24 protein-coding genes and 1 tRNA gene are annotated in these 21,463 nt (G+C 38.1%); 20 read left to right on the top strand and 5 right to left on the bottom strand.

Going from position 1 to position 21,463, the window contains the following annotated elements; translation table 11 throughout:
* Nucleotides 1-5 precede the first annotated feature (5 nt).
* The 6 genes from HYB91_RS05120 (at nt 6) to HYB91_RS05145 (ending at nt 3,975) form a co-directional block, all read left to right on the top strand.
* A complete protein-coding gene (locus HYB91_RS05120; RefSeq protein WP_002669263.1) occupies nt 6-260 on the top strand; it encodes a type II toxin-antitoxin system RelE family toxin in 255 nt (84 codons plus the stop codon).
* On the top strand, nt 244-591 hold the full coding sequence (locus tag HYB91_RS05125) for a helix-turn-helix domain-containing protein (RefSeq protein WP_002669261.1): 348 nt from the start codon (nt 244-246) through the stop codon (nt 589-591). Before HYB91_RS05120 ends, HYB91_RS05125 begins: the two co-directional genes overlap by 17 nt.
* 102 nt (nt 592-693) lie before the next feature.
* Complete coding sequence (def, locus tag HYB91_RS05130; protein ID WP_002669259.1) at nt 694-1,203, top strand: peptide deformylase; 510 nt, start codon at nt 694-696, stop codon at nt 1,201-1,203.
* Nucleotides 1,200-2,168 (top strand): methionyl-tRNA formyltransferase, encoded by a 969-nt coding sequence (gene fmt, locus HYB91_RS05135; RefSeq protein WP_253719647.1) that lies wholly within the window; start codon nt 1,200-1,202, stop codon nt 2,166-2,168. Before def ends, fmt begins: the two co-directional genes overlap by 4 nt.
* Before the next feature lie 26 nt (nt 2,169-2,194).
* Nucleotides 2,195-3,187, top strand: coding sequence for a PASTA domain-containing protein (locus HYB91_RS05140; RefSeq protein WP_002678383.1), 993 nt, complete (start codon nt 2,195-2,197; stop codon nt 3,185-3,187).
* Nucleotides 3,188-3,258: 71 nt separating this feature from the next.
* Nucleotides 3,259-3,975: a hypothetical protein gene (locus HYB91_RS05145; protein WP_002671027.1), complete on the top strand. Its 717-nt coding sequence runs from the start codon at nt 3,259-3,261 to the stop codon at nt 3,973-3,975.
* A gap of 124 nt (nt 3,976-4,099) precedes the next feature.
* On the opposite strand, the gene rpiA is transcribed toward HYB91_RS05145, so the two are convergent.
* The 5 genes from rpiA to polA are packed head-to-tail and all read right to left on the bottom strand — an operon-like array spanning nt 4,100 to nt 10,639.
* Complete coding sequence (rpiA, locus tag HYB91_RS05150; protein WP_002678376.1) at nt 4,100-4,819, bottom strand: ribose-5-phosphate isomerase RpiA; 720 nt, start codon at nt 4,817-4,819, stop codon at nt 4,100-4,102.
* A complete protein-coding gene (locus tag HYB91_RS05155; protein ID WP_002678369.1) occupies nt 4,819-6,300 on the bottom strand; it encodes a type I 3-dehydroquinate dehydratase in 1,482 nt (493 codons plus the stop codon). The genes rpiA and HYB91_RS05155 overlap by 1 nt, the downstream gene beginning before the upstream one ends.
* Before the next feature lie 2 nt (nt 6,301-6,302).
* The gene (locus HYB91_RS05160; protein WP_002671034.1) at nt 6,303-7,133 is read right to left on the bottom strand and encodes an SPOR domain-containing protein; all 831 of its coding nucleotides are present in this window, start codon (nt 7,131-7,133) and stop codon (nt 6,303-6,305) included.
* Between the two features lie 9 nt (nt 7,134-7,142).
* Nucleotides 7,143-7,805 (bottom strand): dephospho-CoA kinase, encoded by a 663-nt coding sequence (gene coaE / locus HYB91_RS05165; protein ID WP_002678367.1) that lies wholly within the window; start codon nt 7,803-7,805, stop codon nt 7,143-7,145.
* Entirely contained in the window at nt 7,805-10,639 is a 2,835-nt protein-coding gene (polA, locus tag HYB91_RS05170) for a DNA polymerase I (RefSeq protein WP_002678365.1), read from the bottom strand. The genes coaE and polA overlap by 1 nt, the downstream gene beginning before the upstream one ends.
* Before the next feature lie 153 nt (nt 10,640-10,792).
* On the opposite strand from polA, the gene HYB91_RS05175 reads away from it, so the two are divergent.
* The 14 genes from HYB91_RS05175 (at nt 10,793) to gcvH (ending at nt 21,415) form a co-directional block, all read left to right on the top strand.
* The gene (locus HYB91_RS05175; protein WP_002678358.1) at nt 10,793-13,246 is read left to right on the top strand and encodes a hypothetical protein; all 2,454 of its coding nucleotides are present in this window, start codon (nt 10,793-10,795) and stop codon (nt 13,244-13,246) included.
* A 192-nt stretch (nt 13,247-13,438) separates the two neighbouring features.
* Nucleotides 13,439-13,744, top strand: coding sequence for a type II toxin-antitoxin system RelB/DinJ family antitoxin (locus HYB91_RS05180; protein ID WP_002669240.1), 306 nt, complete (start codon nt 13,439-13,441; stop codon nt 13,742-13,744).
* On the top strand, nt 13,741-14,058 hold the full coding sequence (locus HYB91_RS05185) for a type II toxin-antitoxin system RelE/ParE family toxin (RefSeq protein WP_002678357.1): 318 nt from the start codon (nt 13,741-13,743) through the stop codon (nt 14,056-14,058). The genes HYB91_RS05180 and HYB91_RS05185 overlap by 4 nt, the downstream gene beginning before the upstream one ends.
* A 182-nt stretch (nt 14,059-14,240) precedes the next feature.
* Nucleotides 14,241-14,504, top strand: a complete 264-nt coding sequence (gene citD, locus HYB91_RS05190) for a citrate lyase acyl carrier protein (protein ID WP_002669237.1) — start codon at nt 14,241-14,243, stop codon at nt 14,502-14,504.
* Nucleotides 14,494-15,363: an HpcH/HpaI aldolase/citrate lyase family protein gene (locus tag HYB91_RS05195; protein ID WP_002678356.1), complete on the top strand. Its 870-nt coding sequence runs from the start codon at nt 14,494-14,496 to the stop codon at nt 15,361-15,363. The genes citD and HYB91_RS05195 overlap by 11 nt, the downstream gene beginning before the upstream one ends.
* A 12-nt stretch (nt 15,364-15,375) precedes the next feature.
* Complete coding sequence (gene citF, locus HYB91_RS05200) at nt 15,376-16,872, top strand: citrate lyase subunit alpha (protein ID WP_002678355.1); 1,497 nt, start codon at nt 15,376-15,378, stop codon at nt 16,870-16,872.
* Between the two features lie 65 nt (nt 16,873-16,937).
* Nucleotides 16,938-17,010, top strand: a tRNA-Thr gene (locus HYB91_RS05205).
* Nucleotides 17,011-17,197: 187 nt separating this feature from the next.
* Nucleotides 17,198-17,377, top strand: a complete 180-nt coding sequence (locus HYB91_RS05210; protein ID WP_252508203.1) for a hypothetical protein — start codon at nt 17,198-17,200, stop codon at nt 17,375-17,377.
* Nucleotides 17,358-17,555, top strand: coding sequence for a type II toxin-antitoxin system RelE/ParE family toxin (locus HYB91_RS05215; RefSeq protein ID WP_252508202.1), 198 nt, complete (start codon nt 17,358-17,360; stop codon nt 17,553-17,555). Before HYB91_RS05210 ends, HYB91_RS05215 begins: the two co-directional genes overlap by 20 nt.
* Nucleotides 17,548-17,823: a helix-turn-helix domain-containing protein gene (locus HYB91_RS05220; protein ID WP_002678354.1), complete on the top strand. Its 276-nt coding sequence runs from the start codon at nt 17,548-17,550 to the stop codon at nt 17,821-17,823. The genes HYB91_RS05215 and HYB91_RS05220 overlap by 8 nt, the downstream gene beginning before the upstream one ends.
* Nucleotides 17,824-17,925: 102 nt before the next feature.
* On the top strand, nt 17,926-19,287 hold the full coding sequence (gene lpdA / locus HYB91_RS05225) for a dihydrolipoyl dehydrogenase (RefSeq protein ID WP_002678352.1): 1,362 nt from the start codon (nt 17,926-17,928) through the stop codon (nt 19,285-19,287).
* Between the two features lie 155 nt (nt 19,288-19,442).
* Complete coding sequence (locus tag HYB91_RS05230) at nt 19,443-19,847, top strand: PH domain-containing protein (RefSeq protein WP_002678350.1); 405 nt, start codon at nt 19,443-19,445, stop codon at nt 19,845-19,847.
* 67 nt (nt 19,848-19,914) lie between these two features.
* Nucleotides 19,915-20,988 carry a glycine cleavage system aminomethyltransferase GcvT gene (gene gcvT / locus HYB91_RS05235; protein WP_253719648.1) on the top strand — a complete coding sequence of 358 codons (1,074 nt, stop codon included), beginning with the start codon at nt 19,915-19,917 and terminating at the stop codon, nt 20,986-20,988.
* A 58-nt stretch (nt 20,989-21,046) separates the two neighbouring features.
* Nucleotides 21,047-21,415 carry a glycine cleavage system protein GcvH gene (gene gcvH / locus HYB91_RS05240; RefSeq protein ID WP_002669223.1) on the top strand — a complete coding sequence of 123 codons (369 nt, stop codon included), beginning with the start codon at nt 21,047-21,049 and terminating at the stop codon, nt 21,413-21,415.
* Nucleotides 21,416-21,463 lie beyond the last annotated feature (48 nt).

The raw sequence follows: 21,463 nt of genomic DNA on the forward strand, positions 1-21,463 counted from the left end.
GAACAATGATATCGATTAGATGGAGCCGAAAAGCGTCAAAACAACTTAACAAAATACAAAAAGCTGATAAAAAGCAAATTCTTGAAGCTGTTGATACTTTATCCGGATTTCCGTATGTTTTAAATGTAAAAGCATTAAGTAATCATAAATACGATTATCGATTGCGTGTCGGTAGATATAGGATTCTATTTAATCACATTGAAAAAATACATATATTATCAATCGAGGAGGTAAAAAAAAGAGATGACAACACTTATTGATGTTCAATTTATAGCAGGAAAGGACGGGAAACCGGAATATGCGGTTATTCCTTTTAAAGTTTTTCAAACATTATGTAATCATAAGGTAAGAGAATTTAACGAAAAAGAAACAATTCCGCATGAAGTAATAAAAAAAATACATTTGGAAGATATGAGTTCCATTCAGGCATGGCGTGAATACTTAAACCTTACACAGACTGAAATTGCCGAAAAAATGGGGATAAGCCAAGCAGCCTATAGTCAGATGGAAACATCCAAAAAGAATCGAAAAGCAACACTGGAAAAAATAGCCCAAGCTATGAATATTGACTATTTGCAATTACGAATATAATTTTTATACATTATATAAATTTAACACAATTAAATTCGTATTTTATGCCAAAATTTACAGCATGGTTGACGGTGCAGCCCTTATTTTGTATAATCATACTCTATGAAAGTATTATATTTAGGCGAAGAAACTTTGAGGGAAGTATCCAAACCTGTTGAAAAAATAGATGAAAATATTAAAAGCTTAATCGACGAAATGTTTGTTACCGTAAAAAAAGAAAACGGTATAGGCTTGGCGGCTCCGCAAGTAGGAGAAAACATAAGACTTTTTATCGTATTTATAAACGAACAAAAATATGTTTTTATAAACCCTGAAATTATCGAAACGTCTCAGGAAATGTGTTTGATGGAAGAAGGCTGTTTGAGCATACCTAAGGTCTATGATGAAGTTATGAGACCTTCAGCCGTAAAAGTGCAGTTTTTAAATATTGACGGTAAAATAAAGACCATTGAGGCCTCAGGACTCCTTGCCAGAGTTATTCAGCATGAAAATGACCACTTAAACGGAATTCTTTTTATAGACCGTTTAAGCGAAGAAAAAAAGGCCGAAGCTATCGAAAAGTTTGAGCATAAAAAGGCTCTTTTTTCAAAAAAGAGGATCCGCCTGAGATGAGAATCCTTTTTGCGGGAACTCCTTCCTGTGCCGTACCTGCCTTAAACCTGATAGCTCGCGAATTTGACCTTTGCGGAGTATTGACAAATCCTCCGGCTCCGGCAGGACGGAATAAAAAGATGCAGGATTCCGATACGGCTCTTGCAGTAAAGGAGCTTATAAAAGAAGGTGTTTTACCGGAAAACTTTCCTGTTTTGACACCTCAAAAACTTGATGATAATTCTAGAAAAGAACTTGAGGCTTTAAAACCGGAGCTTTTGGTTTGTTTTGCCTACGGTAAAATTTTCGGGTCTAAGACTATGGCTCTTTTTCCGCTGGGCGGAATAAATATTCATCCCTCTCTTTTACCAAGGTGGAGGGGGCCGGCCCCTGTTCCTGCGGCCATATTGGCGGGAGATAAACTTACCGGAATTACGATTCAGACCCTTGCTCAAAAAACGGATTGCGGAAGTATTTTGGGACAGCTTGAAATTCCCTTAAATGATTCCGAAACAACGGAAAGCCTTTTAGCCGATTGTGCCGATAAGTGCTGCCCGCTTTTACGTGATGTGCTTTCGGATTTTGAAAACAAATTAAAGCAGGCAAGGCCTCAAGAAGAGGCTAAAGCTCTTTATTGCTCAATGTTAAAAAAAGAAGACGGGCTTATAGATTGGTCAAAGCCGGCTGAAGAAATTGAAAGAAAAATAAGGGCATTTACCCCATGGCCGGGCTGCTTTACCTTTAAAAACAGCGAAAAAATAAGCATAATTGAAGCTAATTTATATGAAGATGCTTCAAATGAAATGACAAAAAATAAAAAATTTGGTACAATACTGGGTACCGATAAGAAATGCGGTATTTTAATTCAAACAGGAAATGTAATACTCGCTGTTTCGGTATTACAAAAGCAGGCAAAAAAAAAGCTTGAATGGAAGGATTTTTTAAACGGCTCTCCGGATTTTTTGGAAGGCGGTTTTGAAACATAAATTTTAAAATATGGATGGTGGAATAAATGGGTCTTGGTGATATTGCAGACAGCATAGAAAGTAACGGAAAAGTGATAGTTATTACTTCTTTAGTAATGCTTGTGTTTTTTATTATTGTTTCTACAATCGTGTTTTTTATGTCGGTAAAAACGGCCGATCAAGTTTTGGTTCCTAATATCGAAGGCGAAAAATTTGAAGATGCGGTTCTTAAACTACAGGTTAAAGAACTCTATCCTCGTCTTCAGTTAAGATTTTCGGATAATACCGAAGATGCAGGGACGGTTTTAGAGCAAAGCCCTCCTGCAGGAACTATCGTTAAAGCCGGAAAAAGAATAACTGTCACTGTAAGCAGCGGTGCCGTTCTTGACAGAGTAGAAAATTATGTGGGAAAAACCTTATCGGAGGTTCAACAGCATTTTGCCTCTCTTTTTACTTCAGGCCGTAAACAGTTGATTTCGATAAAAGAACCGATTATGTACAAATCAAGTTCAATTCCTGCCGGTACGATTTTGGAGCAAAATCCCGCTCCGGATACAAAGATATCCGAAGGCGTTTTTATTGAATTTATTGTAAGCAAGGGCCCTGAAAATGAGAAGGTTTCCGTTCCAAACATGGAAGGGCTTAAACTTGACGATATTTATTCTGCAATAGCTCAAAGTAAAATTTCATTTGTAATAAAAGCCGAAGTCAATTCTTCTCTTGATGCCCCGGTTGTTGTCAGTCAAAGCCAGCCGGCAGATTCCTCTATAGATGCTTACTCTCAAATAGAATTAGGTATGCAATTCCCCGATTCTACCGAAAAAATGGTTTACGGTGTTTATTCGCCTGCTTTACCTAGATATCCTTATCCGGTAAAAGTTACGGTTGATGCCGTATATCCTGACGGAAAGAGAAAGGAGCTTATAAGTTTTAATCATCAGGGAGGAAAATGCAGCATTCCTTACGGTCTTCCCCAAGGAACGGTTCTTGTTCTTACCGTATTAAACAAACAGGTTCAAATGTTTGAAGTAAAACAATAGGTTGTAACTAAGATAGAATTCATATTGTTTAGAGTTTGTATTCTATAATAAATAAATTAAGGAGACATAAAATGAATAGAAAAATTTTGAGTATTTTAAGTACATTTATGTTTTTGATTATTTTGGGTTCATGTAAAACAGCACCCAAAAATGATCCTAATTTTTTAGGTGACTTTTCTCCTATAGATTTAGGAACACTTATCGGAGGTTCAGTTAAGAGGACAAAGGAAGAGATAAAACCTACCGAATTTAAATTTACTTTTTACCCACGCACAAATATTGTATCTATTGAGCATAAATTTATGATTGATAAGGTTGAAGTTTTTTTGGATCAAGCAGATAGGGAAATATTGATTAAGGCAATGGAAACTTATCTGTCTTCTTATAACGATAGAAATTTGAGTGCCGCTAATGCAAAAAGAAAAGCTTTTTTCGGGAAGACAAAGGTCTCTATGACTTGGGGACTTTTTGGCGGAGGCGCACATGAGGCAAAACCGACATTAAGAGCAGAATATCAATTATTATCTGAAAATAAACCTTATTTTATATTAGGTAATGCAACAACAAAGGCTATAGGGGAAAGAGATGATGCAAGCTGTCCTGCTTTACGATTGGCATTTTCTCCTGCTCAATGCGAAGACTTTATTGAACTTTTAAAACAAGATAATCTTGTTAAAATTGTAGAAGCTATGCAAAAAGACTTTGATCGTTTTGAACCTTCAAATAAAACTGAAAGCGGCAACAAAGAAAATGCGGAAAAAGATAAGGTAAACTACGACGGTTTTTAACATAAAATAAACCGCAAAGGTTAAGAAGAGCGCAAAGATTTTTTTAGGATGTTTTTTAATCAATTATTATTCTTTGCGCTCTTGTGGGGTAATTTTATAATATAATTATTATAAAGTGTATCTTTTATAAATCTTCTATATTTCCATCTTGGTGTACGATAAATACTCTTGGAGTGTTTTTTGTAAAAAAACCGTTTTCTACTACACCTGTAATCTTGTTTAAACTTTCTTCCAAGGCTTTGGGATCTACATCGGCTGCTTCAGGCCATTTTACATCAATTATAAAGTTTCCGTTGTCGGTAACAACAGGTCCCATTTTTTTTACGCCCTCACGCAGAAATACTTCTATGTCTTGGGCTTCAAGAGCCTTTGTAATACTTAAACGTGCTTCCGGTATAATTTCTATTGGAAGGGCAAATCCTTTTCCCATAGATTTAACTTTTTTTCTTTCATCGGCAATGACGACAAATTCTTTTGAATTATATGCTATTATTTTTTCTCTGATGAGGGCGGCTCCTCCTCCCTTGATTAGGTTTTTATCCGGATCGATTTCGTCTGCTCCGTCTATAGCAAGGTCTAAGTTTCCTCCTATTTGCTGAGAACTTAAAGAATAAATAGGAATGCCTAGTTTTTCACATTCGATTGATGTTTGAAAACTTGTAGGTACGGCGTATATCTTTTTTAACTTACCTGACGACAATAATTGGGCGAGACGGTGTACAGCCGGCATAGCTGTAGAGCCTGTGCCGAGTCCTATCTTCATTCCGTCAAAAATTTTTCCTTCCGAAAAAAGAGTGTCTATTGCATGATAGGCAACCCTTTCTTTTAACTGTGACGTGTCCATTATAAATACTCCTTTCCTGCAAAAGCTTTAAATTGATGATAAGCTTGATATTCAAGCATTTTATAGCCGTTACAAACCTGACATCCTGCCGTCCTTGCCCGCTTTAACATCTTAGTGGTTTCAGGCCTGTAGATTAACTCAAATACTTTTTCTTTTCCTGTAAAGGTATAAAAATTAAGAGGGTCCATATCTATGTCGGGCTCCATACCGGCATTTGTGGTTTGAATTATCAGTTCCGAAAAAGCATGAAGCTGTTTTATATTTATAGGATCCAATAGTGCCCATTTAAATTTATATTTTTCGGCTATGTTTTTAGCTTTTTCGGCCGTACGGTTAAAGATACAGGCTTTTCCATGGAGAGAGCTTATTACTTCTGCGACGGCTCTGGCTGCTCCTCCGGCCCCTATAATAGCGACCTTATATTTGCGTAAGTCTTTTTCGTTTAAGAATTCCATTAAAGCCTGCTGAAAACCGTCAACATCCGTATTATAGCCGAACCATTTTTTGTTTTCGGCTACCAAGGTATTTACGGCTCCGATAAATTTAGAGGCTTCGGATATGGAATTTATCAGAGGAATGATTTCGCTTTTAAAAGGAGCCGTAACGGAAAGACCTTTTATCTTAAGAAGATTGGCAAAGTCCAAGGCTTCCTTTGATGACACCGCCGATATTGGGATATAAACGGAATTAAGATTTTTTCGTTTAAAACCCTTATTATGAATTTGGGGGCTCAAACTTGTGTTTACATCCTTACCTATAACTCCATAAAGACTTGTCTCCTCATCGATTTTTGAAAATCCGTATAATTCTTCTAAAGTTTCAGGATCTATAAGTGCTTGTTCAAGTTTATTTTTCTTTATGTATTCGGGAGTGAAGGTATATACGATTTGGGAATTTAATTTATTTGATAGGATACGGGAGCTTAAACCGTATGGCCCCATAACCGATAAAATGTACTCTTGATTTTTTATCAGCTTTGAGGCTTTAAAAAGCTCGGAAACATCGTTTAAACAATTTGCCGTAAAAGCCAATTTGGGAATGTCGGTTTCAAAACGGCTTAAACCTTCTACAGTCTTTACAATATTTTTTATCGGAACCTTACTGTGAAGGCTTCTTATTATTTTAATATCAAAGGCTCTTGCCGCTTCTTCGATTCCGGATGAATCAAAATCGCTTTCCAAATCTATATAAGAAAAATTTTTTATCGGGTCGGAGTTTGCAAAGGCAAGGCCGCGTGCAAAGATTGTCATCCTTGCACCTTCGCCTCCGGTAAAGTTTCCGCCGTCAGACTTTCTCCTAACGGTTAAGATACAAGGGATTCCGGCCCGTTCAGGGAAATTCCTTAAATAGAGTATTTCGCTTTGATTGAGATAATCTACGCGAAGCTCCGCAATATCAATAAATTTCTTATACTTTTCCAGTGCGGAAAGATTTTTTTCGATTGTTTTTTCCGTTAAAACAAGACAGACCTTTGTTGACATAATCAGCTTTTTTTTCGGTCTTGGGTTACATAACTCCCTTCAAAACCCTTAATTTCTTTTATTTTTTTTAGCCAATATTCGGCCTCGGTTTTATTTTTAAACGGTCCGACTCTGACTCGGTGTGTAAGCCCCGTTGCCGTCTCTTTGGTAAAGATTTCCGCCTTCATGTGTTTTGAGGTGAGGGTATCTCTTGCGGCTTCTGCATTTAAGCGGCTTGTCAAAGAAGCTGTTTGAACCCAGTACAGTGTGGAAACCGTTTTTTGAGCAGGGCTTGTTTTGACAGCAGGCTTTTCCGTTTTTTGAGGAGTCTTCTTTTCGGTTTTAGGTTTTTGAACCGTATTTGAGCTTACGCCTTTTACCGAAGCTACGCCTGTATTTTGATTAGCTTCTTTTGCAGGAGTAGTTTGTGTTTCGGTATCGGAATTTTTTTTATTGCCTTCTTGGTTTGTGTTTAAATTTGCAGCAAGATTTTCCGGTAAACTTGCAGTTTTTTCGTCCTTTTGAGTATTAGTTAAATCGCTTACGTTGATAGAGGTTTCTGTTGTTCCTGTTTGGCCTTCACCGTTTACAACGGTTATATTGTTGGCAATATTTACAAGTGTCGTAGAATCCGGCTCAAGCGGAGGAATTGATTCGGGATTTCGTGTCCATTGAAGCGGGTCAACGCTAGTATCCGTTTTGTCTGCTTCTATTCTGCCTAAATCGGATATTTGTGCTGCAGTCATAGTGCTTTTATTACGGAATGGGGCATACAGGTATAAACCGACACCGAAGATAATCAGAGCAAACAACGAAATAAAAAGTACTATCCATAAAATTTTTTTCTGTTCCATAAATCGACCTCAAAAACCTCTTTTTTTAACTTCCTGCAATAGTTTTCTTTTTAAACTTGCAGAAGACCAAAAGTTCTTTACTACTATTGTATCGGCATTTAAAAAAAAGTATTGAGAAAAGAATTTCTTTTGTTTTGAAAATCTTAACCAAATATTTTTTAAAGGCAGCCTGTCTCTTTTTTTTGCCCTTATAAGCCTTAAAATAAAAGGAGCATCTATGTACAATATAAAGAGACATTTTTTTATAAGGCTCGTCTTGTGAAGGGTGGGGGCATTTAAAAGAATGGGGCGCTCAGGTTTTTCAGTAAATACCCTTTTAATTTCCTCCCATATTTTTTCTTCGATTATGGGGAGAATAAAGGCTTCATGTTTTTTTAAAAGTTCTTCATCCGAAAAGACCAAGAGGGCAAAGGCTTTTTTGTCGATACCCTTTTCATTTTTTAAATTTATGCCTCGTTTTTCAGCCTCGGCTTGAAAGAGATTTAAAATTTCTTTTTCATGTTCTGTAAAAACTTTTCTTGAAACGGCATCGGCATCAATACAATAAAACCCGTAGTCTTGTAAAATAGTACTTGCCGTGTTTTTACCCGAACAAGAAGGCCCTGAAAGCCCTATTAAAATCGGTTCTGAGGGCGCATCGAGGCTTTGCCGGCTGTTTGAAACACTATCCATTAGTGGAACTCTCCCCAGCTCATTCCCGATTCTATGCTTACCCTTAATGGTACCGAAAGTTTGATTACGCCTTCCATTTTTTCTTTTACGAGGGACATGACTTTTTCTCTTTCAGATTCGGCAGCCTCTATTATAAGCTCATCATGAACCTGCAAAAGTATAGATGCATCAAGTTTTTGTTTTTTTAAGGCCTTATCGACTTCGAGCATTGCAAGTTTTACTATATCGGCGGCTGTGCCCTGAATCGGGGTGTTTACCGCAATGCGTTCGGCTCCCGCCTTTTCTACCTTGTTTTTACTGTTTATAGCCGGAAGATAACGTCTTCTTCCCATTAAGGTTTCTACATAGCCTCTTTGTTCGGCTTCTTGACAAACTTGGGCCATAAAGCCTGATACGCCCGAATAGGTGGCAAAATAAGCCTTTATAAACTCATCAGCTCTTTTGCGGGGAATTCTTAAAGAAGAAGCGAGGCGGAATGCACTCATTCCGTACATTACGCCGAAGTTTATGGTCTTTGCTATGCGTCTCATATCCTGACTTACATCTTTTATGTCTACGGCAAAGATTAGGCTTGCAGTCTTGGCGTGAACATCTATTCCCTTATTAAAGGCTTCTACTAGGTTTTGATCCTTTGAAAGATGAGCAAGGATTACAAGTTCAATCTGCGAATAATCCGCAGAAATAAGAACCCGTCCCTTTTCTGCCTGAAAGGCTTCCCTTATCTTCCGGCCCTCGTTTCCGCGGATGGGGATATTTTGTAAATTGGGGTCTCGGCTTGAAAGACGGCCTGTAGCTGTTCCCGTTTGAATAAAACTTGTATGGATTCTTCCGTTTTTGTCCGTCATCTTGGGAAGGGTATCGGTATATGTGGATTTTAACTTTGCAAGAGCCCTGTAATCCAAGATTTTTGCAGGTACGGGATCCTCCGAAGCAAGGTTTTCAAGGACCGAAGTATCCGTAGAATAGCCCGTCTTAGTTTTTTTGCCGGGAGTCAGTTTTCTTTCTTCAAATAAGACTTCTTGAAGCTGTTTAGGAGAAGCTATATTAAACTCATGGCCTACGAGGCGGTAAATATCTTTTTCGCAATCTTCAAGTTCTTTTCCCAATTCTTTTGAGTAGGCAGTAAGTTCTTCGCCTTTTAAAAAGATGCCCTTTATTTCCATCTCGGTTAAAAGTTTTGTGATGGGCATTTCGAGGTCAAAGAAAAGTTTTTCCAAATTATTCTTTTTTAAGAGGGGTAAAAATTTTTTATAAAATCGGAATGTTATGTCGGCATCTTCTGCAGCATAAGGACAGGCTTCTTTTAAGGGAATATCCGAAAAGTTTTGTCCCGGCTTTACAAGGTCTTTAAACCTTATGGTTTTTACGCCTAAAATACTTTCTGCAAGTTTATCCATTCCGTAAGAAGAGCGGGCGGGGTCTAAAAGCCATGCAGCTATCATTGTGTCAAAAAGATTTGCCGAAATGCCGCTTGCAAGTTTTGATGAAAGGGCTGCCTGAATATCGAATTTGCCGTTATGCATTATGAGGGTCATCTTCGAGTTGAAGAGCTTTGTTACAGCCCTTTGGGCATCCTTAAAGGCTATGAGTTTTGGAGCTTCCTCTCCCAGTTCAGGGCTCGGTGCTTTTATGGGAAAATAATAGGCCTCTCCTTCTTTTAGGGCAAGGGAGAATCCGCAGACTTCCGCATTTAGGGGATCTTCACTTGTGGTTTCACAGTCATAGGCTGCAAGGCCCTGTTTTAAGGCCTCGTCTACTATTTTAAAAAGTTCTTCCGCTTCGTCTACAAGTTTGTAATCACCCTTATTTTGAGGAAGGGAGATTTCTTCACCTGTTCCTAATTCTTGCGGGAGCATTTCGGGAGAAGTTTTTTGTTCCGAATTTTCAAAAAGACCGGTCTCTTGTTTTAAGTTTTCTTTTGAAGAAGTCTCATTTTTTTCATGTTTGGACAGAGCCTTTTCGGCAATTATTTTTTCGGAATATAGTTTTGCAATATTGGGAAGCTCTTCATTTATAAAAAGACGGGCAGCCGCCTCATAGTCCATTTGGGAAGTAGAGTAGGCGTTTAAGTCTTTTTCGACTGGAACATCGAAGCGGAGCCTTATAAGCTCTTTAGAAAAATAAGCCGATTCCTTTCCTTCTTCTATTTTTGTTTTTAAAGCCCCCTTTAAGTTCCCTGTATTTGCGTAGATGCCGTCGAGGGTTTTGTACTCTTCAAGGAGTTTTACGGCTGTTTTCGGGCCGACCCCTTTTATACCGGGAACATTGTCGGCACTGTCGCCTATGAGGGAAAGAAGGTCTAACATTCCGTCGGGATAAACGCCCCATTCTTCTTTTACGTTTTCGGCATCGAAGCCTTCCCAAGCCTTAATCTTCCCCGGTTTAAGCATTGTCGTGTTTTTTGAAACAAGCTGCATTAAATCCTTGTCGCCCGAAATAACCACACATTCCCTGCCTTCTTTTTCTGCAAGGGCGGCTATGGAAGCTATTACGTCATCGGCCTCAAAGCCGTTACAGCGGACTGCAGGCAATCTAAATGTTTTTAAAATTTCTTCTATTTTGTCGATTTGAGCATGGAGGTCATCGGGCGTTTTATCCCGTGTGGCCTTGTATTCTTTGTACATCTCATGCCTAAAAGTAGGTGTAAGTGAATCGAGGGCAGTAACAAAGAGCTTAGGATTATATTCGGTAAATATGGAATGAAGGCTTTTAAAAAAGCCGAAGATAGCCGAAACATTTTCGCCCTTAGAGTTTGTAAGAGGTCTTGAAATAAAGGCAAAATAAGAGCGATAAATAAGCCCGTATGCATCCAAAACATAGATTGTATCTTTCATAAAATGACCTCCGTTCGGAAAAGGATTATACTATGTAAGAGCCTTTAAATGCAAGCATTAAATGCGGCTATATTGTTATTTTTATATTTTTATGCTATTATGAAATGGATGTATTTAAAATTATAGATAAAAATATCAATTTTAGAGGTTTTTATGAAAAAGAAATTGTTTTTTGCTTTACTTGTTTTAATACTTTCTTCTTGTTCTTTATTTTTTCAGAAAGAATACGGAACCATTACAATCGATTTGGAAGGCGGTAGAGCCCGCTCAATAAATTCTTCGACAGGGCTTCCAAATCTTGCAGATTCGGAACTTGAAATAGATATTCTAACGGAAGGGAACAGTTCCATTTATAAAAAAATTCTTGCCTCCGAACCTAAATTTTTTCAAGCCGATTTTCCTATAGGATCAAGGTTAGAAATAACCGTAAAATTAAACGGCCCATCTTCTTCTTGGTCGGCTCACAATAGCCACACCGTAAAAGAAGGTAATAACGATATCCGGCTTCTTTTAAACAAAAACGCCTCTTCATTGGCAAACGTGGGCTTTTCGACGAAGGAAACAAATACATATGAATTTAATATAGCCGGAAAAAGAATTGATATAAACTCAAGAGAGCTTCCTGTTTTTACCAGAGACAGCCGAGGCCGACTCTACATTGCTTATAAACAATCTGCTTGGGCACTGAACCGCTATGAAAGCGACGGAACACAGAATAATTTTGACTTCGGTTCCCAGATAGTAACTACGATTACCGGTGCTTCAAGTGTAAAACTTGCTTCAGATCCCATAACCGGAAAGGTGTATGCCTTAATAAAGGATTCATCAAATAACGTCGTATTATATCGAATAAAAGACGACGGTTCTGTAATTGCCGGAAGTCCCACGATCCCGGTCAGCCCAATTGCAGTTTATAATAATAACCTATTTGCATTAGACATTCCTGCTAGTCCTGCTTTAAAAATGTTCACTATTACGGAAGGAGGAAGCGGGCTTACACTCAATCAGGCCGGCAGCACCACCGTATCAACAGGACAAATAACCATATCAGGAACACCAATTCAAGTAGATTTTAAGGATATCCTTGTAAAAAAAGATAAAATATATATCCTATTTGCAAAAAACAATCTGCCTACACCTTCTACACCTTCTCCTTATTACTCCTTAGGCGGTATGCTTGAATATACATACAATTCTTCCGAAGTAATAGATAATCCTCAAAAATACGGGTTTAATGACACGGTAACGGCTGAGAACGACATAGTTACTGCCGGTGAAACTAACTTTTACGGCCCTGCTTGTTTTATCGGCTATGATGAGCAAAGCATTTCGATTGCCGATGACGGCTGTACGTTTAAAAAGGAAGGCGGCAGTGTAAGAATCTATAAAAACGTAAACCGAATATTCTCGTTTAATACCTCAACCAAGAGCCTGTATTCTTACGCAACCGAAAATAAATGGTTTAAGGAATACGAAGAAACCGCCACGCCTCCTCCGCCTCCTCCCGGTACGACTGGCAAGGTCTTATTGTGGCAGAAGAATACTGCTCCCACCACTGAAGGCTTTAAATTTTATCTTGTTGATGAAAATAATAGTGCTTCATTACCAAGTACTGCTTTTCTTCAAGATAACGGCTCCGATTTCCCGACGGATGTTTTTTGCTATGACCAAGAAGGAAACCTCTATGTAGTTTGGTTTGATACTACAGGTTATTTTGTAAGAAGATATGAAAAAGCTAACGGTTACAGTACGGATAATACAAAAGAAAATCAACAAAAGATGGTGAATGATTCCGGAAGTACACAACTTTCTGCCTCTCAAAAACCGACAGCTATTGCTGTTGATGTTTCAGATACCCAAAAGGGATATGTGTATTATAGTTATAAAACCGGTGAGAAAATCATAATAAGGAATAGATGGTTTAAATCTAGCGATTTTAAGACAGGCTCATATCTTAATAAACACACATTGAATAACCTTTCTGGAGCTAATGATTCTAAAATTACTTCTATGACTGTAAATAATGACGGTTTATTTGTTGCTCAAAAAAACGAATATACTAGTCCAAAAAAGTTTAAAAATGTTATACATAAATACTCAAATTTTGACCACTCAAACACTGATTATATAGGTGATACATCAAGTACTATACCGCATAACACCGGTGATAATTATGTTGATGAAAATATTTTTGCAATGCAGATAATAAATGGTGTACTATATTATACAGTTATTAAGCAAGATGGACAGTTGGAAAATCAAAATACAAACATTGTAAAAACATCAGCTAAGTTAGTAAAAAGCAGCAATCCATTAAATAACGCAATGAATTATCAGTCTTTTGACACTGTATGGTCTACCCAATCTTCTTCTACTGACGGCTATGCCCCATACAGGTTCATAGGGACGGTTCTCAATAAACTAATAATCGCCTCCGACGGCTATTATGGGGATAAGAACAGTGCCGGTAATGAAGCTCAAAATAAAAATAAGGTCTTGAGTTTTGACATCACAGCTTCAACTACTTGGACTCTTATACCTAAAAATACCGATGCAAAATTTTCACGGGAGTTGACCTATGCCACAAATGCCTTTAAATGGGAGTAGAGTAAAATTAAACCGCTAAGGTAAATTCAGCTAAGACTGCATAAAAAATCTTTGCGGTCTTAGCCTTCCTTGCGGTTAAATTCTATCTTTCCTAAAATTTGAGCTTAGATATTTTAACTTCAAAACAATATTGCCTTGCTTTTGTATGGACATTGGTGTATAATATAGGTGTTTAATAACTTTGGAGGGCAAATGGCAAAAACAGCAAATCTTTATGCAAGAATTGAACCTGACGTAAAAGAGCAGGCTGAAATTATTTTAGATTCCCTTGGAATTCCTGCATCAAATGCGATAAGTATGTTTTATAAACAAATTATTTTAAACAGGGGCATTCCTTTTGAGCTAAAACTTCCGGCAAAGCCTCCTATTATTTTAGAAGATTTAACTGAAGAAGGCTTGAATAGAGAGCTTATGAAAGGCTACTCCGATATAACTAATGGAAATAAAAAAGCAGCTGAGGCGGTTTTTGATAAGATTCAAAAAGATTATTGTATATGACATATAAAATCGAAATTTCAGGTCATGCAGAATCCGATTTAAAAGATATTTATGAATATATTGCCTTTAAGTTGTTTTCACCTAAAGCTGCAGCTCGGCAATTAATGAGGCTAAAAGCCGGTATCATGAGTCTTGATCAGATGCCTAAGCGATATAAAGCCTATCAAAAGGAACCGTGGTATAGTAAGGGCTTGCGTGTTATGCCCGTTGATAAATTTTTAGTTTTTTATATACCATCGGAAGCCGATAAAAAAGTTTATATTATTCGTGTAATGTATGGCGGAAGAAATATTGAAAAAGAATTGAACAATTGACAAAAATCAATTTAGCATTTGTCCTTCTACCTTTGAAAAAAATTATAGTTTTTCCATTTCTGCTTTGGAACACCCTATAATTCTTGACTATTTTTATATTAAAACTATCTTCCTTCCCCAAGATTGACTTATTCTTTTTATATTGATATAATCTTATCATATCAAATTTTTAAGGGGTATCTATGCAAATAAAACGAGAAGCGGTTTGCGGAACACTCCAATCAAATGATTGCCTTGTCCGTATTGTTCCTTCCGAAAAACTTGAACTTGACTTAAAAAGCTCTGTTTTAAACGAATTCGGTGCACAGATTAAAAAAACGGTGCAGGAAGTATTGGATGAGTTTGAAGTAAAAAATGCCAAACTCTTTATCGAAGACAAGGGCGCCTTAGATTGTACAATCAAGGCCCGTGTAGAAACAGCATTGAGGCGCGCAAATGAAAAATAGAAGAAGTATGCTTTTTATGCCCGGCAATAATCCGGGAATGTTGGTATCAGCCGATATTTTGGGAGCGGATTCCATCATTTACGATTTGGAAGATGCCGTCTCCCTTGATGAAAAAGACTCGGCCCGTACTCTGGTGCGGAATGCTCTTTCCTTTTTAAAGTTTACCCATTCCGAAATCACTGTAAGAATAAACCCCATCGACTCCCCTTATTGGGAAAAGGACTTGGAGACAATTATCCCCGTTCTTCCCGACGGAATCGTAATTCCCAAGGCTTCGGTCGATGCCGTTCACTCGGTCGAGCAAAAAATAAACGAGATAAAAAAGGCTCACAATATCACTAAGAATTTCAGCTTTCTTATGCTGGTAGAATCGGCCCGCGGAATTATGGATGTAAATTCGATAGCCAAAGCTTCATCGCTAATTCAAGGCCTTCTTTTAGGCGGCGAAGATTATTCGGTAGATATGGGAATTCAGCGTACCCGTCTTTCAAAAGAACTGGAATATGCCCGCTTTAGTTTGACGACAGCCGCCCATGCATACGGTTTGGACTCCCTTGATACCCCTTTTACGGATGTAGAAGACTTTGAGGGGCTAAGGCTCGATACGGCCTTTAGTAAGAGCATAGGATTTTCGGGCCGCTTGGTTATCAATCCGCGTCAGGTCGAAGAGATTCATAAAATATTTTCTCCTTCAAGTGCCGAAATTGAAAGAGCCGAGGCTATTTTACAGGCAGCGGAAGAAGCAAAACAAAAGGGCTTAGGCGTATTCAGCTTTAAGGGAAAGATGGTCGACTTACCGGTTATCAAGAGGGCTCAAGCTCTTTATGATTCTGCCAAAAACTGGGGCTTGATAAAATAGGGAGGAAGAGATATGAATAACATACTTGGAAGAGAAGGCTTGGACAATCCTTTTAAGGGAGCCTTTGTAAATAAAAAAAATGCAAAATATGAGCTTACAAAAAATGTAAAACCCGTTTTCGGGAAAACATTAGCCCAAGCCCTTGATGAGCTTAAACTCCATGACGGAATGGTTATAAGTTTTCATCATCACCTTAGAAACGGCGACTATGTTCTTGATATGGTAATGAGGGAAATTAAAAAAAGAGGAATTAAAGATTTGACAGTAATGGCTTCTTCGATTTTCCCCTGCCATGAGATTTTGGTTGAACTTATGGAAGACGGAACGGTTACCCAACTTATGACCTCCTATATGTCAGGGCCTGTTGCAAAGGCTGTAAGTTACGGTAAGTGTAAAAAGCCCGTAATTATGACTACCCACGGCGGACGCCCCAGAATGATTTTAGAAAAAGAGGTTACGATAGACGCTGCCTTTTTAGCTTCGCCTTGTGTAGACGATCAAGGAAATATTTCGGGCTCCGAAGGAAGGTCATTTTGCGGTTCCTTAGGTTATGCCGTAGCCGATGCTCAAATGGCAAAAAAAACTATAGCCATTACCGATACAAGGGTTTCAAAGGTTAAAAAAGCAGACATCGAAGGCCGTTTTGTAGACATGGTGGTAGAGGTAGATAAAATAGGAGATCCTGCAGGTATTGTAAGCGGAACAACTCAGATTACAAAAGATCCGATCGGCTTAAAAATAGCCCGCGACTGCCGCACTCTTATTGAACACTCAGGCCTTTTTAAGAACGGCTTTAGTATGCAGACCGGAGCAGGCGGTATTTCCCTTGCTGTTGCAGACGAAATGCACCGAGCAATGAAAGAAAAAAACATAAAGGGAAGTTTCGGCTGCGGCGGAATTACAGGCTATTTTGTAAAGATGCTTGAAGAAGGCCTTTTTGAAGATCTTTATGATGTTCAGTGCTTTGACCTTTCGGCCGTAGATTCTACCGAAAAAAATGCAAATCATCACAAGATTTCAGCCGACCTTTATGCAAACCCTAACAATCCCGACCATGTTGCAGGAAAGCTTGACGTCGTTATCCTCGGTGCAAGCGAAATAGATTTGGACTATAATGTAAACGTAACCACCGGTTCCGATGGGATTATATTGGGAGGTTCGGGAGGTCATGCCGACACGGCAGCAGGAGCAAAGCTTTCGATAATCGTTTCAAAGCTATTTAATGCCCGTATTTCTTGTCTCGTCGATAAGGTCCGCACTGTAACCACTCCGGGAGAAACAATCGATATTTTTGTTACTGACAGAGGTATTGCAATTAATCCGCGCCATGCAGATTTAATTAAAAAGCTGAAGGCTGAAACAAATCTTGAAATTAAAACTATCGAAGAATTAAAAGAAATTGCAGAATCCTTTACAGGAAAACCCCAAGTTAAGCCCCGTTCCGGCGAAGTGGTGGGAATAAGCACCTACCGTGACGGCACAGTTTTAGATGTCATAAATAAGGTTTAAGCAAAATTCTTCCTATTGACTTTTTTGTTGATTTTTGATAAAGTTTCTTTATCAAAAATCAACTTGCCAACTTAGCTCACCCGGCAGAGCAGCACCCTCGTAACGTGCAGGTACTCGGTTCAAGTCCGAGAGTTGGCTTTTTTTTATTTCTAAATAGTTTTTTCTTTTCATTAACAATCAGCTAAATCATTGAAAATTTTAAATAAACCGAAAGGGTCGAGGAGAGCTCAAAGAGGAGGAGGAAGTTTTTAAAAGATTTGATGCATTGTGATTGCAAAAAATATTAAGACTTGACAAAAGTAAACATTAATGCTAACATTTATATGTGAAAAGAGAAATAAAATTTTATAAAACAAAGGATGGAAAATGTCCTGTAAAAGAATTTATAGATACTCAGCCTGGAAAGATTGCTCAAAAAATAACATGGGTTTTAAGATTAATTGAAACACAAGAAAAGGTGCCTAGAACTTATTTTAAGAATTTGAGTGGTACAAAAAATATATGAATGCAGAATAGAATTTGGAGGAAATATATATAGAATTTTAGGCCAGTTTTATCAAGGTTATTTTCTTTTATTGACAAATGGATTTCAGAAAAAAACACAAAAAACACCTAAAAATGAAATAGAATTGTGTAATAAAAGAATGGCAGATCAGATTGAAAGAGGGGTAAAGTATGAGTGATTTAGAAGAATATATTGCAGAAAGGAAAAAAAGAGATGTCGAATTTGCTGAAGATTTTGAAATAGGATATGAGCGGTTTAAAATAGGAGCTCTTATCAAAGAGATGAGACTTGAACAGGGAATGACACAGGAACAGTTGGCAGAAAAATTGGAAACAAAAAAAAGTGTTATTTCTAGGATGGAGAATCATGCTGAAGATGTTCGACTCTCAACATTAGAGAAAATAGCAAATGTGTTTGGAAGACAGCTGAAAATTTCAATGTTATAGAGATACAATTTTCTCCCCTTGCTTTTATTAAGATCATCGTGTATACTTTGGAAAACAAACATTATAATGCTTAAAATTTTAAGCTGTTTTTAGGAGATTAGTATGTATGATTTAATCGTTTTGGGCGGAGGCCCGGGCGGCTATGTTGCGGCCATAAAAGCTGGAAGGGCAGGGCTAAAAACCGCTCTTATCGAAAAAAACAGGCTTGGAGGAACTTGTTTGAACAAGGGCTGTATTCCGACAAAATACCTTCTTCACACAGCCGAGGTTTTCGGAAGCTTTGCCGAAAACGATCTCGGTCTTTCAGGTGAAAACTTAAAATACGACATTAAGGCCATCTACGAGAAAAAAAATGCTGTTGTGGATAAACTTGTAGGCGGTATCGAAAAACTCATCGAAAATGCCGGAGTTGATTTTTATAATGGGGAAGGCAAAATAACTTCAAAATCTTCCGTAAGTGTAAATGGAAAAGAGCTTGAATTTAAAAACCTCATCATCGCAACTGGTTCTTCTGTTTTTGCTCCTCCGATAGCCGGAATCGAAACTGCTATGACCTCTGACGATATTTTAGGAAAAGAGCCTGTCGATTTTAAGAGCGTCATCATCATAGGCGGCGGTGTTATAGGCATTGAGTTTGCCACAGTCTATGCAAATTTAGGTAAGGAAGTAACCATCGTCGAACTCGAAAAAACAATTCTTCCTCCCTTTGACAGGGACATTGCAATGCAGCAGGCCCTCGTTCTAAAAAAGAGGGGAGTAAAGATAATAAACGGAGCCATGGTAACCAAAATCGAAAAAACCGGCTGTACCTTTACTCTTAAAGAAAAAGAAGAAAGCATTACAGCCGATGCCGTAATCGTTTGTATCGGACGCATTGCCGAAATAAAGGATATAGGCCTTGATTCTGCCGGAATCGAATACGATAAACGGGGTATAATTACCGATGCCTGCATGAAAACTAATGTCGAAGGTATTTATGCCATTGGGGATGCAGTAAAGGGAAATGTAATGCTTGCCCACAATGCCGAAAATCAAGGTCATCTGGTTGTTGAAAACCTTGTAAACAATACTAAACACGAAAAACAAGACGTTATTCCTTCCTGTGTATATTCCACACCGGAGATTGCAGGAGTCGGCATTTCCGAAAAAGAGGCTGAAGCCAAGGGAATTACCGTAAAAATAGGAAAAGTTCCAATGGGTTCAAACGGAAAATCGGTGCTTTCAGGCTTGGATGTAGGCTTTATTAAGGTTCTATTCAATGAAGAAGACAGGATTGTAGGCTGTCAGATGATGTGCGATTCGGCTACCGATATGATAGGTGCCATCGGAACTCTTGTAACAAACAAGGCTAAGAGGGAAAATATCTTAAAATCCATGTATCCTCATCCCACAGTAGTAGAAGCCTTTTATGAGGCTGTAGAAGACGTCGAAAAGTCGGCTACCCACATGATTTACAAAAAATAATTATAAGAGAGCCTTTCAAAACTTCAGTTTTGTAAAGGCTTTCTATGATAGCCTTGCCGTTTTTGATTTTATAATTAAAGCAATATTTTTTTATCTATTTGCTATTGCTTTTCTTTTATATCTGGTGTACAATATGGTTAACTGGGAGGCGTGTTTTGAAAGAACAAAAAAGCAGTTTTAAAATGTTTTTTACAATAGGATTGCTGCTCTTAATTTTTATCGGAGCCTTTGTTGTTATAAAAACTGCAGATGCGTCTGTAGAAGGCGAATTATTAAAAGTTAAAGGAATTTATGGTGTCAGCATACCGATTTCCGAAATCAGAGAGGTCAAAAAACTCGAAACTCTGCCTTCTTTAGGAGTAAGGCGGGTAAACGGCATAGGTCTGGGGCCGATTAAGATAGGCTATTTTAGATATAATGAATTAGGCTCTGTAAAACTATGTATACTAAAAAATGAAGCTCCCTATATATTGGTTATAACCGATGAGCAAAAAATTCTTATAGGCTTAGGCAAGGGAAAAAATGAAGAGCTTTATAATAAGCTAAAAGACAATTTGTAATTAATAATTTGTAATCAAAACACTACACATTATCCATTACAAATTAAAATAAATTTAGGAGGATGAGATGAAAAGAACACCCTATTATGAAACCTTGCTCGCTAAAGGCGGCAAGTTTGTTGAGTTCGGCGGATATGAAATGCCCATTCAGTTTGCCGGTATCTTAAAAGAGCATCTTGCAGTTCGCAATAATGTAGGACTTTTCGATGTTTCACATATGGGAGAGTTTTATATTGAAGGCGACAATGCCGAAGCTGCCGTAAATGCCCTTATTACAAACGATATTCGCGGAATGGCTGACGGAGATGTACGCTACACCCTTATGTGTAACGAAAAGGGCGGAATTGTAGATGACTTCCTTGTTTACCGCTATAATCAAAAGAAATTCCTTTTGGTTGTAAATGCCGGAAACCACGACAAAGATTATGACTGGGTAAAAAAGCATTTGGATAAGAGCGTTACCTTTACTGACCGATCTTCCGAAATTGCCCAGCTTGCAATTCAAGGCCCCAATGCTCCTGCTGTGGTAAAAAAGTTTATTGCTCCTTCTGCAATGCCCTCCGCTTACTACACATTTAAGACCTTCCAGTGCCCCAAGGGAGAAGTAATCGTTTCTCAGACAGGTTATACCGGTGAAGACTGTTACGAAATCTACTGCCCCAAAGAATGGGCTCTTGAGCTTTTCAATCAAGTTATGAAAGCAGGAGAAGAATTCGGAATAGAGCTTTGCGGTTTAGGCTGCCGAGACACCTTGCGCCTTGAAGCCGGAATGCCTTTGTACGGCCATGAAATGACCGAAGAAACCTTGGCAACCGAAGTAACCTTAAAGCCCTTTATCAAACTTGAAAAAGAAGACTTTATCGGTAAAAAAGCTCTCGAAACCAACGAAGCCAAAAAAATCCGAAAAGGCTTTAAGATGATTGACAGAGGCATTGCCCGCGATCATGACAAAGTCTTCTTAGGCGACAAGGAAATCGGTTATGTTACCACAGGAACCTCTTCCCCATCATTAAAGGTCGGTATCGGACATATGAGAATCGATAGAGGCATTAAAGATGAAGAAGTCTTTATCGAAGTACGAGGTAAAAAACTAAAGGCTAAAATCGTGCCTACGAGCTTCTTAAAAGAAATTAAGGGCTAATTAAACAGGTTTTATAAGTTTTTGACAAAAACTTAAAAATAAAATATAGGAGTTAGATATGGAAATTAAAGAAGATGTAAAATACTTGGAATCACACGAATGGTTCAAGAAAGAAGGAAACATCGGTATTATCGGTATCAGTGATTATGCCCAAAGCGAAATGGGAGATGTCGTATTCATCGAGCTTCCTGAAGTAGGGGATGAAGTTACAGCTGACAAGGCCTGTGCTACGGTAGAATCCGTAAAGGCAGTTTTCGAAATCATCAGCCCCATGACAGGAAAGGTTGTTGAAATAAACGAAGAGCTTTTAGATGCTCCCGAAAAAATCAATGAAGATGCCTTCGGTTCTTGGTTCTTTAAGGTAGAACTTAAGGGAGAATCTTCAAAATTAATGGATGCAGGTAAATACAAAGGTCTCTGCAAATAATTAAAAATAAGTGTGATAAACAGTTGGGCAGAAATTCTGCCTTTCTGT

This window comes from Treponema sp. B152, assembly GCF_024181665.1.
Lineage (GTDB): Bacteria > Spirochaetota > Spirochaetia > Treponematales > Treponemataceae > Treponema_B > Treponema_B denticola.